Annotated in this window: 14 protein-coding genes; 7 read left to right on the top strand and 7 right to left on the bottom strand. The window is 57.0% G+C overall.

Annotated elements, in window-relative coordinates; translation table 11 throughout:
* Nucleotides 1-18: 18 nt before the first annotated feature.
* From ALO43_RS20450 to ALO43_RS20465, 4 genes are all read right to left on the bottom strand, one after another.
* Complete coding sequence (locus tag ALO43_RS20450) at nt 19-1,359, bottom strand: ATP-grasp domain-containing protein (RefSeq protein WP_054997984.1); 1,341 nt, start codon at nt 1,357-1,359, stop codon at nt 19-21.
* Nucleotides 1,360-1,374: 15 nt separating this feature from the next.
* Entirely contained in the window at nt 1,375-2,127 is a 753-nt protein-coding gene (locus ALO43_RS20455) for a hypothetical protein (protein WP_005892051.1), read from the bottom strand.
* Between the two features lie 63 nt (nt 2,128-2,190).
* Nucleotides 2,191-2,487, bottom strand: a complete 297-nt coding sequence (locus tag ALO43_RS20460) for a 2Fe-2S iron-sulfur cluster-binding protein (protein ID WP_005892054.1) — start codon at nt 2,485-2,487, stop codon at nt 2,191-2,193.
* A 98-nt stretch (nt 2,488-2,585) separates the two neighbouring features.
* Nucleotides 2,586-3,842, bottom strand: coding sequence for an MFS transporter (locus ALO43_RS20465; protein ID WP_053932370.1), 1,257 nt, complete (start codon nt 3,840-3,842; stop codon nt 2,586-2,588).
* A 149-nt stretch (nt 3,843-3,991) separates the two neighbouring features.
* Between ALO43_RS20465 and ALO43_RS20470 the strand changes: the two genes are divergently transcribed.
* Together ALO43_RS20470 and nadA are read left to right on the top strand one after the other, a co-directional pair.
* Nucleotides 3,992-4,447: a winged helix-turn-helix transcriptional regulator gene (locus ALO43_RS20470; protein ID WP_024669474.1), complete on the top strand. Its 456-nt coding sequence runs from the start codon at nt 3,992-3,994 to the stop codon at nt 4,445-4,447.
* Nucleotides 4,448-4,785: 338 nt separating this feature from the next.
* Entirely contained in the window at nt 4,786-5,844 is a 1,059-nt protein-coding gene (gene nadA, locus ALO43_RS20475) for a quinolinate synthase NadA (RefSeq protein ID WP_005892062.1), read from the top strand.
* 80 nt (nt 5,845-5,924) lie between these two features.
* Here the strand turns inward: nadA and ALO43_RS20480 are convergent, their stop codons facing one another.
* Nucleotides 5,925-7,358, bottom strand: coding sequence for a M48 family metalloprotease (locus ALO43_RS20480; protein WP_053479556.1), 1,434 nt, complete (start codon nt 7,356-7,358; stop codon nt 5,925-5,927).
* Between the two features lie 140 nt (nt 7,359-7,498).
* Here ALO43_RS20480 and ALO43_RS20485 point away from each other — a divergent pair, with 140 nt between their 5' ends.
* Nucleotides 7,499-7,750 (top strand): sulfurtransferase TusA family protein, encoded by a 252-nt coding sequence (locus ALO43_RS20485; RefSeq protein ID WP_053932369.1) that lies wholly within the window; start codon nt 7,499-7,501, stop codon nt 7,748-7,750.
* Between the two features lie 33 nt (nt 7,751-7,783).
* Nucleotides 7,784-8,854, top strand: a complete 1,071-nt coding sequence (locus ALO43_RS20490; protein WP_024669477.1) for an AI-2E family transporter — start codon at nt 7,784-7,786, stop codon at nt 8,852-8,854.
* Nucleotides 8,855-8,907: 53 nt separating this feature from the next.
* On the opposite strand, the gene ALO43_RS20495 is transcribed toward ALO43_RS20490, so the two are convergent.
* Nucleotides 8,908-9,381: a peroxiredoxin gene (locus ALO43_RS20495; RefSeq protein WP_024669478.1), complete on the bottom strand. Its 474-nt coding sequence runs from the start codon at nt 9,379-9,381 to the stop codon at nt 8,908-8,910.
* Between the two features lie 10 nt (nt 9,382-9,391).
* Entirely contained in the window at nt 9,392-9,955 is a 564-nt protein-coding gene (locus ALO43_RS20500) for a glycine cleavage system transcriptional repressor (protein ID WP_005892076.1), read from the bottom strand.
* 325 nt (nt 9,956-10,280) lie between these two features.
* On the opposite strand from ALO43_RS20500, the gene dapA reads away from it, so the two are divergent.
* The 3 genes from dapA to ALO43_RS20515 are packed head-to-tail and all read left to right on the top strand — an operon-like array spanning nt 10,281 to nt 13,055.
* On the top strand, nt 10,281-11,159 hold the full coding sequence (gene dapA / locus ALO43_RS20505; RefSeq protein ID WP_005892078.1) for a 4-hydroxy-tetrahydrodipicolinate synthase: 879 nt from the start codon (nt 10,281-10,283) through the stop codon (nt 11,157-11,159).
* 18 nt (nt 11,160-11,177) lie between these two features.
* A complete protein-coding gene (gene bamC / locus ALO43_RS20510; RefSeq protein ID WP_005892080.1) occupies nt 11,178-12,296 on the top strand; it encodes an outer membrane protein assembly factor BamC in 1,119 nt (372 codons plus the stop codon).
* Nucleotides 12,297-13,055, top strand: a complete 759-nt coding sequence (locus ALO43_RS20515) for an MBL fold metallo-hydrolase (RefSeq protein ID WP_005892082.1) — start codon at nt 12,297-12,299, stop codon at nt 13,053-13,055.
* The last annotated feature ends 4 nt before the right edge of the window (nt 13,056-13,059 follow it).

Here is a 13,059-nt window from a genome sequence, read left to right on the forward strand (position 1 = left end):
GACGCTTTCATGGTGGGCTTATAAGCTGTCGGCCTCGTAGCGGATGTCCAGTGCGGTAGCGCTTAGTGTCGCCAGGCTCGCGAGCTCCGTCGTCTGACGTGCCCGGTCGAACTTCCATAGCAATTGGCCAAGGAATACTTCGCGGGCATGCGCGGGTATAACGTCGCCAGCTTTCAACAGGATGTGTTTCACCACAGGGGCAAGAGGCAAGTCATTCAGTGTCACTGAACTAAGCCTTCCCGGTCTGGCGAAGTAGACTCGAAAAAAAGTTGCAATGGACTGTGCACTCGAACCGTCTGCACGCCAGCCGTACCTGGACAACTTCGCCACCAGTAACTCGCGTGGTAAAGCATCGTCCTGGCTGGCCAATAGCAGATCCAGCCAAAGGGACAGCATGCTGTGGCCTTCGGTGACAGCCTCGACACTGTGGGAAATCAGGCTGCCGCCAACACGCGGATTGATTTCTATCAGGTCCCAGTATTGCCCGGTAAAGCGTGCTTCAACGTGATAGCAGCCCCACTTGAGTTTCATGTGTCTCAGCACTTTTTCCAGCCAATCGATACCGGCGGCTATTTGCCCCTGATCGATACTCGCCGGCGGAGTGGTACAACTGTCTTCCAAGACCGTTTCGGCGGTTTCAGTCACTTCGTATTTTTCATGGATGGCCACGACGTGAACCTGACCATCTACCAGCAGAGTCTCGAAACTGAATTCCTGACCGTCTATGTAATCCTCCGCCATAAACTGCAGCCCGTCGTTGAACGCTGACGCATACACCGTGTCGTCTGCCGAGGCCAGGCGCAGCGCGTCGAGCTCGTTCCATGTGGTGCATTTGCGCATGGGAAATGTTGCATATGACGCAATCCCGTAAACGGGTTTGATGAAATAGCGCTGGTCATGCGCCTGCAATGATTCCAATACCGGCGCATTCAGTACGTGGGCTCTTGCTTGCGACAAGCCCGCCTCTAAAAGTTGATTGCGCACCTCAAGCTTGTTGCGCAGTGCCAGCGCCTGTTCGGCGTCAATGTCATAAGTGCCGAGCGACGCGTTGGCCGCGGCCATCAGGTGCCGATAACCTTCCCACACGCTGATGCAGCAGGTGACCTGCTCTCCCGATGCGCGCAGGGTCTGGAGTGCGTTGTTCACATCTTCTGTTTTTAACTGATGCGAATCGGAAACATGAAGCTGATCCGCCCAAGCCTGAATCTGGTCCAGACGAGCTGGCAAATGCTCAGGAAGCGGCAATGAAGACAATACGAAACACTGAAGCCGACGTCGATGCAGCTCCTCTTTCAAGTCCTCAAGGAATGAAAAGCCACAATGGCTCAGGATCAGAACACCGGGACGATTTGCCTTCATTGCCCGTTCCATGGTCTAAGCTGCCTTGTCTTGCGGCGTGGCCAATGTGTCGATGTACAGCTCACTGAAGTACATGGCGAGAATCTTTTGATGCTCTGCCAGATAGCGCTTCAACGCAGCGATGTCTTGCTCGCTTTTAAGCAAAAAGCGCAGTGCCGCCCACACTTCGCCGGGGTGGTCATCATTGATGTCTGTGTGAGAGTGGGAGACCTGACCGATGATCTTGGTCTCGCCAATCGATGCCTTGAGTGCTTCAAGCTTGCGGGGTTCGAGCTTAACGTTCACATACTCGACCAGGTAGGAATAGGCGACTACGCCAAGTGGCCCCTCATGGTCGAGCAGGTAGGAGAAGAAACCGGTCAATAGTTTCGTGGACAGGTAGGGTTCGGTTTCAAGAAATTCCTCGCGGCTGACGCCTACACGCTCAAGGTCCTGAATGAACAGGTCGTCGTGAAGCATCTCTTCCTGTTCATAGTGGGCCCATATTTGGGCCGCCTCCGGGCTGATCTTGGCGATATCCACCAGTGCTTTTGCTTCGGCCACACGCAGCAGACGGATGCGCCATGCCGTTTCGATCAGGTGACGCTTGTAATACGCGCTGTTGACATCTTTTCCTTCCAGGTGGGCAGCCTGAGGGACAGTTTGATACCACTGCTCAACCTGGACGTCGATGATCCGGTCAATCTCACCCCTCAGGTTTAGCGAAGCGGCGGCGTTGAGAAATGGAGTGCGATTACCATAGCCAGCATTCTTTACACGGTTAAGCATAATCAAGCCTCTTTTGGGTTTGTGTATAACGCTTTAAATAACGGGCAAACTTAAACAGCAGGGTCAGCCAATAATTTCAATGGCGACGTTTCCTCTTATCTGGCACTGACACGCCAAGCGGTACTCTGCTCCGCTATAACCCAGTACTTCGATAAAAGCCTCTTCATCATCGTCCCGAGGATTCAATGCATCGAGACCTGATTTAACCTTTATCAAGCAGGCCCCGCAGGCTCCTACACGGCAGCCCAGCGGGATTACATTCTTTCCCCCGACTTCCCATTCGATATCGGTAATAGGGGTATTGACCGGCAGGAGAAATTCTAGCTGATGCGAAGTGATGGTGAGGGTGTGCAATGCCATACTTGCCTCGGGCTTACATTAAAAATAGTGTGAGCTGGACACACAGTTTGACGCCCCGCCTACAATAATCACGAGCGCAGGGTTAACGTGTCAGTCGTTTAGGGGGGTGTGAGTTCCAGGAAGATCCAGTACACCATGGCAATTGCACTGATGGCGGCCCCCAATGCACACACCGCTCCCCAGCCAAAGTGCGCGTAGGTATAAGTAGCCGCCACCGCGCCCAGACCGCTGCCTATCGAGTAGAAGCACATATATGCGCCAACGAGACGGCTCTGCGCGTCGGGTCGCGAGGCAAAAATCAGGCTTTGATTGGTGACATGGACCGCCTGCACGGCAAAGTCCAGCAAAACCACTCCAACTACCATTGCCAGCAACGAGCTTTCGACAAACGCGATGGGCAGCCAGGATAAAGTCAGTAGTGCCAGCGCCACGCCGGTGGTGCGATTGCCAAACCCTTTGTCGGCAAGTCGCCCGGCTCTTGCTGCTGCAAGTACACCAGCCACACCGGCCAGCCCGAAAAGCCCGATCTGGGTATGTGACAATGACAGTGGAGGCGCGCTGAGCGGCAGTACCATTGATGTCCACAACACACTGAAGGCAGCAAAGATAAGCAGGGCAAAAGTGCCCCTGACACGCAGACTGCGCTCAGTCAGGTACAGCTGGAACATTGATCGCAATAACTTCCAGTAACCATCTTTCGCTGGCGGGGGCGTTGAGGCAGGCATTGTCCGGAATAACACCAGCGCCATGCAGACCATCAGTACGGCCGACACGAAATAAACACCGCGCCAGCCTGCAAGGTCCGCTACCGCTCCTGATACGAAACGCGCGAGGAGAATTCCCAGCACGATCCCGCTGGTTACAGTGCCAACTGCTTCACCGCGCTGTTCGGGGCTCGCGAGGGTGGCGGCATAGGCGACCACCACCTGGACCACGACTGCCATCAGGCCCACTAGCACCATCGCACCTAGCAGCATGATCCAGTTCTGAGCCATTCCTACAGCGCACAAGGCCAAAGCCGAAAGAAGCATTTGTGTGAGGATGATTTTTTTGCGATTTAGAAGGTCGCCCAACGGGACAATGAACAGCAACCCAACGGCATAACCTGCCTGTGTGGCCGTGACGACGATACCTATTATTCCAGAGGAAACAGCCAAACTGGCAGCCATCGATTCTAGTAGAGGCTGTGCGAAATAGATGTTCGCCACGGCAATTGCGCAGGTAATCGAGAAGAGAAATGTCTGGTAACGGCTCAGTCTGGGGAGCGTAGCTTTCTGAGATGAGTTGGCATATCCGCCAGCAGCCTTCTCGGTTTCAACATCCATTTTGACCGGTGCAAGGGATTTGTAAGGCATCACTTCATCCTTGAAATTGGTTTCGAAAGAAAACCGGCGTGTTGATTTTTACCAAGTCAGGTTTTAAAATGCAACCACTTATGCAAAAGCATTTTCGTATTACCTTGGATTTCGAGATCAATTGATTTTTTCGCACCCCTTGGAGAACTATGGCCAGACAGCAAATATTGGCTCAAAGCGAATGTCCGGTGGCTCGTACGCTTGAGGCGATCGGTGACCGATGGGTTTTGATGATCATTCGCGATGCTTTCGACGACGTTCGTCGATTTAGTGAGTTCCAGAAACGTCTTGGCCTTGCTAAAAACATTCTTGCGGTGAAGCTTAAAATGTTGGTTGAGCTGGGCGTGTTCCATATTCAGCCCGCCTCAGATGGCAGTGCCTATAAGGAATATGTGTTAAGCGAAATGGGCCGCGCAGTGTTTCCTATCCTTATCAGCATGCGGCAGTGGGGAGGGCAGTTTCTGTTCAGCGAAGGTGAGCATTACTCCATTTTGCTCGACAATGAATTATCGGAGCCGGTCGAAACCATCGCCGTGCGTTCCAGATCGGGCAGGGTGCTGGCCCCGGAAGACTGTCACCGGCAGGTAATCACTAAAGACTCCTGAGCGTGTAATGCATCGGCGTTGGGCCTGGTAAACCAGTAGGCGCTGGTTGCATTTCTTCACGCCATCCACGATGTGCAGTTAACGTTCGGAGTCGCTTATCGAGCCAGAAACTTCTGCCAGATCAGGTTTTTGGCGTTAGAATCGCCGCGCCTTCAGAGGTCGGGCCGATATTTTTCGGGCATCAGCCATCGGCGATTGCACATGGCGCAGCCTCTTTCGGGCGATGTATGCGTAAGGCCGGACGACCCGTTGCGGATGAGGTTTCCGGCTTTTTTATTGCCTGTTTTTTCAGGTGTAGACTTGCCTTTCGCGCTCAAGCGCCATCAGGTATCGCGAACATGACACAGATTTCCGAACGCTTTCTGGTGCAGGCGCACCTTGATGCCAAGCAGCCCAAAGCGTTGAGCTTTGATGAGCAGGCGCATTACCGTGCCGAGATCGCAGCCGAGCTGAAGAAGCAGGACGCGGTCATGGTCGCTCACTATTATTGCGACCCTGAAATTCAGGCGCTGGCCGAAGAAACCGGTGGCTGCGTGGCGGACTCTCTGGAGATGGCGCGTTTCAGCAACAGCCACTCAGCCAGCACCGTGTTGGTGGCCGGTGTGCGGTTCATGGGTGAAACCGCGAAGATTCTCAACCCCGAAAAACGCGTGTTCATGCCGACGCTCGAAGCTACTTGCTCGCTTGACGTCGGCTGCCCGGTCGACGAATTTTCCGCATTTTGCGATCAGCATCCCGAACGCACTGTGGTGGTGTATGCCAACACCTCTGCCGCAGTCAAAGCCCGTGCAGACTGGGTAGTGACCTCTGGTTGCGCGCTGGAGATCGTCGAAAGCCTGATGGACAATGGCGAGAAGATCATCTGGGCGCCGGACAAGCATCTCGGGCGTTATATCCAGCGCGAAACCGGTGCCGACATGCTGCTGTGGGACGGTGCCTGCATTGTTCACGAGGAGTTCAAGTCCAAGCAGCTCGAAGACATGAAAGCCTTGTATCCCGATGCCGCTATTCTGGTTCACCCGGAGTCGCCGGAGTCAGTGATCGAGCTGGCTGATGTAGTTGGGTCCACCAGCCAGATGATTGCCGCCGCACAGCGCTTGCCCAACACGATGTTCATCGTTGCGACCGATCGGGGCATCTTCTACAAAATGCAGCAATTGTGTCCCGACAAGATCTTCATTGAGGCACCTACAGCCGGTAATGGTGCTGCATGCCGCAGCTGCGCACACTGCCCGTGGATGGCGATGAACACGCTTGAGCGCACCTTGCAGTGCCTGCGTGAAGGCACCAATGAGATAGTCGTTGATCCTGCACTGATCCCTGGCGCAGTTCGCCCATTGCAACGCATGCTGGATTTCACCCATGCGGCTCGTATAAGGCAGGCGGGTAACGCTTGACAGTAAAAAGCCCGACTGCAAAGTCGGGCTTTTGATTTCGTGAAGGCTTGCCGCAGCGCGCGTCGGGCGGCTTGTCGCGATCAGTTCATCATGTCCTTGACCATTCTTTCCTGTTCGACCAGATCCTTCTGGCGTGCGTCGATGCGCGAGGCCAGCTGGAAGTTGTTGGCGGCTCGGCGTTTGGCAAAATCGAGTTGCTGAATAGCCTGAGGGAAGTCACCGACCAGGGCAAAATATTCAGCACGCGCCTGGTGCAGGCCGATCGTATTGCCGTTCAGGCCGCGGGTTTCTGCTACGACATACCAGATGTCCGGGTCGTCCGGACGTGTCTTGAGCAGCGCTTCCAGGGCCTTTTCGGCTTCTGCGGTGCGATTCTGCTTGAGCAACACATCAATGCGCACATCATTGAGCGGGTAGCTGCCAGGGTACAGCGTCAGCATGCGATCGACGCGCTTCTGTGCATCGGCCAGACGGTTGTTGGTGATGTCCAGATCAATCTGCGTCAGGTTGTACGTAATGTCGTTCGGCGCCTTATCCAGCAGTGGCTTGAGGCTTTCGCGAGCTTCGTTGAGCTGTCCACCCTTGATCTGGGCGATGGCCAGGCCATAGCGAGCGGCATCCGAGTCGGGGTTTTCAACCAGTTGGGCGCGGAAACGCTTGGCGGCTATCCCCGGTGTTTCCTCGTAGATAAGTGCAACGCGTGCGCGCATTAGTTGATACAGCGTGCTGTCTTCCTTGCCGCCAGGCTTGGCCTGTTCGGCGCGGTTGCGTGTGTCGGCGATCCGCGACTCGCTGACCGGGTGAGTCAGCAGGAACTCTGGAGGCTTGGCGTCGAATCGATACTGGCGCATGAGTCGCTCGAACATGGTCGGCATGTTCCGTGGGTCGTAACCTGCCTTTTCCAGATTGAGGATGCCGATACGATCGGCTTCCTGTTCGTTCTGGCGCGAAAACCGACGCTGCTCCTGAATGGCTGCCGCCTGCGAGCCGGCGATGGTTGCGATACCGGCATCACCGGCACCGGCTGCCGCCATCACAATACCCGCCAGCATCGCGGCCATCACCGGCACTTGCATGCGTTGCTGTGCTTCGATGCCTCTCGCGAAGTGGCGCTGAGACAAGTGAGCCAGCTCGTGGGCCAGCACCGAGGCGTATTCGCCTTCGGTCTTGGCATTCAGAAACAGGCCGCCGTTGACGCCGATGATCCCGCCAGGTGCGGCAAAGGCATTGAGCTGCGGGCTGTTGATCAGGATGAATTCCAGGCGTCGGTCCTGAACCTGACTGGTCTCGGCCAAGCGATAGACTGTGGTCTCGACGTAATCCTTGAGCTGCGGGTCCGACAACTGACCCACCTGGCCGCGCAGAAGGCCTAGCCAGGCGCGGCCAAGGCGATGTTCCTGCTCGGGAGACACAATCGAAGAGCTGGCATCGCCCAGAGAAGGCAGATCATCAGCCATGCCGTGGGTCGAAAACAGGCAGGCGAGGGTGAGCAGTGTAGGACGCAAAAAATTCATGCACGAAGCTCTGGTCAGAAGAACCTGTACTGTAGCTGGCCGAATGGCGTGCTGACCAGAGTGAGGTATTCTTGACGCCTTGTCCGCCATGCCTTTTCGGACCTGCTTTGTAATTCGATGTGTCCGCCTGGAGATAAAAGATGTCTGACGCTGTAGCGCCCCCCGACGCCTGTGACGCTGAGCTGGATGCCAGCGGGCTCAATTGCCCGCTCCCCCTGTTGAAAGCCAAGATGGAGCTCAATCGGCTGGCCAGCGGAGCGGTGCTGAAAGTGATCGCCACCGATGCTGGATCACAGCGTGATTTCCGAACCTTTGCCAGACTTGCCGGGCATGCGCTTTTGCACGAAGAAGCCGACGCAGGCGTTTATCGTTATTGGCTTCGCAAAGCCTGATCCGTCGCCGTTTTTTTCCGAAAAGGATGTTTGATGTTCAATGTGATTCGCAACTGGGTACAACGCTACTTCTCTGACGAGGAAGCGGTGGTGCTGGCGGTCTTGCTGTTTCTGGCGTTCACGCTTGTCCTGACACTGGGCGGGATGCTGGCCCCGGTACTGGCCGGGTTGGTGCTCGCGTTTCTGATGCATGGCCTGGTCAGCGCGCTTGAGCGCTTGCGCATGCCGGAGATGGCTGCGGTCGGTCTGGTGTTCACATTGTTCATCGGCGTGTTGCTGGTGTTTCTGCTGGTGCTGGTGCCGTTGCTCTGGCACCAGATGATCACGCTGTTCAACGAGGCGCCGGGGATGCTTGCCAAATGGCAGTCGGTGCTGCTGTTGTTGCCTGAGCGCTATCCGCATCTGGTTTCTGACGAGCAGGTGCTGCTGGCGATCGAAGTCGCTCGTGGGGAAGTGGGCAAGATCGGCCAACTGGCGCTGACGTTCTCGATTTCCAGTCTGCCGCTGCTGGTCAATCTGATGATCTATCTGGTGCTGGTGCCGATTCTGGTGTTCTTCTTCCTCAAGGACCGGCACATGATCGGCCGCTGGGCGCGGGGCTACCTGCCGCGTGAGCGGGCATTGCTCAACCGTGTCGCCGATGAAATGAAGCGTCAGATCGCCAACTACATTCGTGGCAAGGTCATCGAGATCTTCATCTGTGGCGGCGTGACTTATATCGCTTTCGTCGCGCTGGGGCTCAATTACGCCGCCCTTCTGGCAATGCTGGTCGGAATATCGGTCGTTGTGCCTTACGTCGGCGCAGTGGTGGTAACGGTGCCTGTAGCGCTGATCGGCCTGTTTCAATGGGGTTGGGGCGACCAGTTCATCTACCTGATGATCGCGCACGGCATCATTCAGGCGCTGGACGGCAACGTGCTGGTCCCATTGCTGTTTTCAGAAGCCGTCAACCTGCACCCGGTCGCGATCATCTGCGCGGTGCTGCTGTTTGGCGGCCTGTGGGGATTTTGGGGGATCTTCTTCGCTATTCCGCTGGCGACCCTGTTCAAGGCCGTACTCGACGCCTGGCCGCGCAACGAGCCAACGGTAGCGCCTCTGCTTTAGCGGGCGAGAGTGAATTGCTGCGGCACGTCGAGTGCCGCAGCCGATACCGCTAATCAGGCTTTGTTCAGGGCTTCGGCGGCGGCCAGCACCTCGGCCACATGGCCTGGCACCTTCACGCCGCGCCACTCGTTGCGCAGGACGCCATCCTTGTCGATCAGGAATGTGCTGCGATCAACGCCCAGGTATTCCTTGCCATACAGCTTTTTCAGCTTGATGACGTCAAACAGCTGGCATAGCGCTTCTTCCTTGTCCGAAATCAGCTCGAACGGGAAGGACTGCTTGGCCTTGAAGTTTTCGTGGGTCTTCAGGCTGTCCCGAGACACGCCCAGGACGACGGTATTGGCGGCCTGAAAACTGGCGATGTGATCACGGAAGTCCTGGCCCTGGGTCGTGCAGCCGGGCGTGTTGTCTTTCGGGTAGAAATAAATCACGACCTGCTGACCCTTGAGTGCAGACAGCTCTATGGTCTGCCCGCTGGTCGCAGGTGCCTGAAAATCGGGAACCGGTTGATCTACTGTAACGGCCATGGATGACTCCTTACATGGGGGCTTGTGGGCGCCAGGGTTCGATCAGCGCATCAAGGTTCAGTGCGTCGGCAAAGTCAAGGAACTGATCACGCAACCAGCTTATTTGCGTGCCGGCAGGCAGCGTCACTGTGAAGGTGGCATTGAGCATGGTGCCGCCGGTCTGCGGTGCCTGATAGGTATCGCAGATCAGGTTTTCTAGCTCGACGTTGTGATCGATGAAGAACTGGCACAACTCGTTGATGATGTCCGGACGATAGGCTGAACTGACGTAAGCCACGTAGGGCAGGGCTTCGGGACGGTTTTCAAGCGTTGCGCTGCGCACGACACTGGTCGTGAATGCATGCTTCTTGGAGAGCCCAGGAAGACCTGTCTCAAGACGCGCCAGAGCGTCCCATGTGCCGGATATCTGCAGAATCAGCGCGCTGCACTCACCGTGGCGAGTGAGGCGAGAGGTGACGACCGAGCAACGGTTTTCATGGCTGGCGCGGCACAGGACGTTGGTCAGCTCCATTGGGTTGGCGCCAAGGGCACTGATGACAAGGAATTGTTCGCGAACTGTGGGGGTGGACGACATGCAGCATTCCTAGACGATGAGCGGTCGGTACTTTTTCGGACTTGCGGGGCTGTTTCGACAATCGATGGCGCGAGAGACCTTCCCGGTCCCCGGAGCGCCTGGCTTGCATGAACGAGCCATGACTGGGCTGGAGGGCGCTGGGGCAGGGCTTCTGGCGAAAAATTCGACCGATTGAGCGAGGTACGCAGGTGACCAGTACCGATCAAAGGACAAAGGGTAGCGAAAACCAACGCTCAGGGGAATGCTCAGAGCGCGGTACTTCGCTTGTACAAGGCTGATAGCGCCAGTACCATTACGGCTCTCTTTTTCCGGCAGGAGCGGTTGCATGATTGCGGGCAGTATGGTGGCACTGGTCACACCAATGGATGCACAAGGTCGTCTGGACTGGGACAGCCTGAGCAAACTGGTTGACTTCCACTTGCAAGAGGGCACCCACGCCATTGTTGCCGTCGGCACCACCGGTGAGTCGGCGACGCTGGATGTGAACGAACACATCGAAGTCATCCGTCGAGTGGTCGCTCAGGTTGCAGGTCGTATTCCGGTCATCGCCGGCACAGGTGCCAATTCGACGCGCGAAGCCGTCGAACTGACCACCAACGCCAAGACTGCTGGCGCCGATGCGTGCCTGCTGGTGACCCCTTATTACAACAAGCCGACGCAAGAAGGCCTGTTCCAGCATTTCAGCCACATCGCCAATGCTGTCGACATTCCGCAGATTCTCTACAACGTGCCGGGCCGTACGGCCTGCGATATGCTGCCAGAAACCGTTGCGCGTCTGTCGAAAGTGAAAAACATCATCGGCATCAAGGAAGCCACCGGCAACCTGCAGCGCGCCAAGGACATTCTGGCCAGCGTCGGCAGCGATTTTCTGTTGTACTCCGGTGATGACGCAACGGCTGTCGAATTGATGCTGCTGGGCGGCAAGGGCAATATTTCTGTCACTGCCAACGTGGCGCCGCGCGCCATGAGTGACCTTTGCGTAGCCGCCATGCGTGGTGATGCCGAGACGGCACGAGCGATCCATGAAAAACTCATGCCGCTCAATAACACCCTGTTCATAGAATCCAACCCTATCCCTGTGAAGTGGGCCTTGCATGAAATGGGTTTGATGCCAGACGGTATCCGTCTGCCGCTTACCTGGCTCAGCGAAGCCTGTCACGAACCGCTGCGTCAGGCCCTGCGCCAGTCCGGCGTCCTGGTTTAATTGAGGAAGTATCACGCAATGAAGCGATTGGCCGGACTTTCCGCACTTGCTCTTATCATCTCCAGCACCAGCGGTTGCGGTTGGCTCTGGGGCGAAGATGGTTACTTCCGTGATCGCGGTAGCGATTACCTCCAGGCGACCCAGACTGCACCCATGCAGTTGCCAGCCGATGTGTCGGGCGTCAAACGCCTGGACCCATTGTTGCCGATCCCGCGCAACGTGGCTGACAGCACTCAGAAGGAGGGCGAATACACGGTCCCTCGTCCTCAGCCATTGGCCACGACTTCCGAGTCGAGCGACTTCAGCTTGCAGAAGAGCGGCGATGCGCACTGGATTCTGGCTCAGCGCCAGCCTGCCGAAGTCTGGCCGGTGGCTCATCAGTATTTTGAAGACAACGGTTTCCGCATCGCTGAAGAGCGCCCGCAGACCGGCGAATTCAGCTCCTCGTGGCAGCGTCTTGATGAACTTTCCGCCTCGGTCGCCAAGCGCCTGAGTGCCGCTGGCGTCGCCGCCGATGCAGAGACCCGCGTGCGGGTTCGTATCGAGCCGGGCGTGCAGCGCAATACCAGTGAAGTCTATGTAGTCAGCGTCGAACGTCCGGCCGGCAGCGCCGCCGACGTGGCGTTCCCGAACCGCACCACCAACCTCGGTCTGGATGCAGCCCTGACCGATGACCTGCTTGCCAGCATGGGTCGCAATGCTGAAAAGGGCGGTTCGATCTCCCTGTTGGCTGCGCGTGATTACGATACCCCGAGCCGCGTTGCGCTCAGCGAAGACGGCAGCGGCAACCCGGTGTTGAACCTCGGTGCCGATCTGGATCGTGCATGGTCGAGCGTTGGGCGTGCCTTGGACCAGGGCGACTGGCGCGTCGAGGACGTCAACCGCAGCCTGGGTCTGTATTACATCAACCTGGCCGAGAAGGCTAAAACGCCTGAAAACGAGCCTGGCTTCTTTGGGCGGATGTTCGGCAGCAAGTCCACCAAAGAAGAAATCGATGCCCGCGCCGAGCGCTATCAGGTTCGCCTGAGCAAGGTGGGTGACAACGTCCAAGTGACTGTCGAGAAAAACATCAACACCGTTGCGCCTGCGGATGTCGCTCGCCGGGTGTTGAGCGTTGTTCAAGACAACCTGGGTTAAGTGCGTTTCGCGGTTCTCGGCAGCGGCAGTCGTGGCAACGGCACGCTGGTCGCAAGCAACGATACGTACATCCTGGTCGATTGCGGTTTTTCGCTGAAAGAAACCGAGCGACGCCTGGCTCGCCTGGGGGTCGCAGCCAGTCAGCTGAGTGCAATTCTGGTGACCCACGAACATGCCGATCATGTGCATGGCGTGGGTTTGCTCTCCCGTCGCCATAACGTGCCGGTCTACCTCAGCGGCGGTACCTTGCGCGGGATGCGCAAGCCGGTGGAAGTGGCGGGGTTGCTGGCAGGCGGGGAGAGCTTGCGGATCGGCGCGCTGGATATCGATGTGGTGTCCGTTGCCCATGATGCGCTCGAACCGACTCAGTTTGTCTTCAGTGACGGCGAACGTCGTTTTGGCCTGCTGACTGATCTGGGGTCTTACTGTTCCAATGTATTGCAGCGTTATCAGGGCCTGGATGCCCTGATGATCGAAGCCAATCACTGCCGCGACATGCTTGCCCGAGGCCAGTACCCGGTCTTTCTCAAGCAGCGCGTCGGTTGTGAAACAGGGCATTTGAATAATCATCAGGCCGCCAGCCTGGTGAGCGAACTGGGATGGCAGGACCTTCAGCACCTGGTGCTGGCGCATCTCAGCAGCAAGAACAACCTGCCGCACCTGGCCCGGCAATGTTTTGTCGACACCCTCGGGTGCGACCCGGACTGGCTGCAACTGGCCGATCAAGATTCAGGGCTCGACTGGCGACATATCGCCTAGCCCA

The sequence above is a fragment of the Pseudomonas tremae genome, from assembly GCF_001401155.1.
In the GTDB taxonomy this organism is placed as follows: Bacteria; Pseudomonadota; Gammaproteobacteria; order Pseudomonadales; family Pseudomonadaceae; genus Aquipseudomonas; species Aquipseudomonas tremae.

Coding starts and splice junctions, on each gene's coding strand:
- ALO43_RS20495 (WP_024669478.1), bottom strand. CDS start 9,381: ATGGCCGTTACAGTAGATCAACCGGTTCCCGATTTTCAGGCACCTGCG.
- ALO43_RS20470 (WP_024669474.1), top strand. CDS start 3,992: ATGGCCAGACAGCAAATATTGGCTCAAAGCGAATGTCCGGTGGCTCGT.
- ALO43_RS20455 (WP_005892051.1), bottom strand. CDS start 2,127: ATGCTTAACCGTGTAAAGAATGCTGGCTATGGTAATCGCACTCCATTT.
- ALO43_RS20490 (WP_024669477.1), top strand. CDS start 7,784: ATGTTCAATGTGATTCGCAACTGGGTACAACGCTACTTCTCTGACGAG.
- ALO43_RS20480 (WP_053479556.1), bottom strand. CDS start 7,358: ATGAATTTTTTGCGTCCTACACTGCTCACCCTCGCCTGCCTGTTTTCG.
- nadA (WP_005892062.1), top strand. CDS start 4,786: ATGACACAGATTTCCGAACGCTTTCTGGTGCAGGCGCACCTTGATGCC.
- bamC (WP_005892080.1), top strand. CDS start 11,178: ATGAAGCGATTGGCCGGACTTTCCGCACTTGCTCTTATCATCTCCAGC.
- ALO43_RS20460 (WP_005892054.1), bottom strand. CDS start 2,487: ATGGCATTGCACACCCTCACCATCACTTCGCATCAGCTAGAATTTCTC.
- ALO43_RS20500 (WP_005892076.1), bottom strand. CDS start 9,955: ATGTCGTCCACCCCCACAGTTCGCGAACAATTCCTTGTCATCAGTGCC.
- ALO43_RS20465 (WP_053932370.1), bottom strand. CDS start 3,842: ATGCCTTACAAATCCCTTGCACCGGTCAAAATGGATGTTGAAACCGAG.
- ALO43_RS20485 (WP_053932369.1), top strand. CDS start 7,499: ATGTCTGACGCTGTAGCGCCCCCCGACGCCTGTGACGCTGAGCTGGAT.
- dapA (WP_005892078.1), top strand. CDS start 10,281: ATGATTGCGGGCAGTATGGTGGCACTGGTCACACCAATGGATGCACAA.
- ALO43_RS20450 (WP_054997984.1), bottom strand. CDS start 1,359: ATGAAGGCAAATCGTCCCGGTGTTCTGATCCTGAGCCATTGTGGCTTT.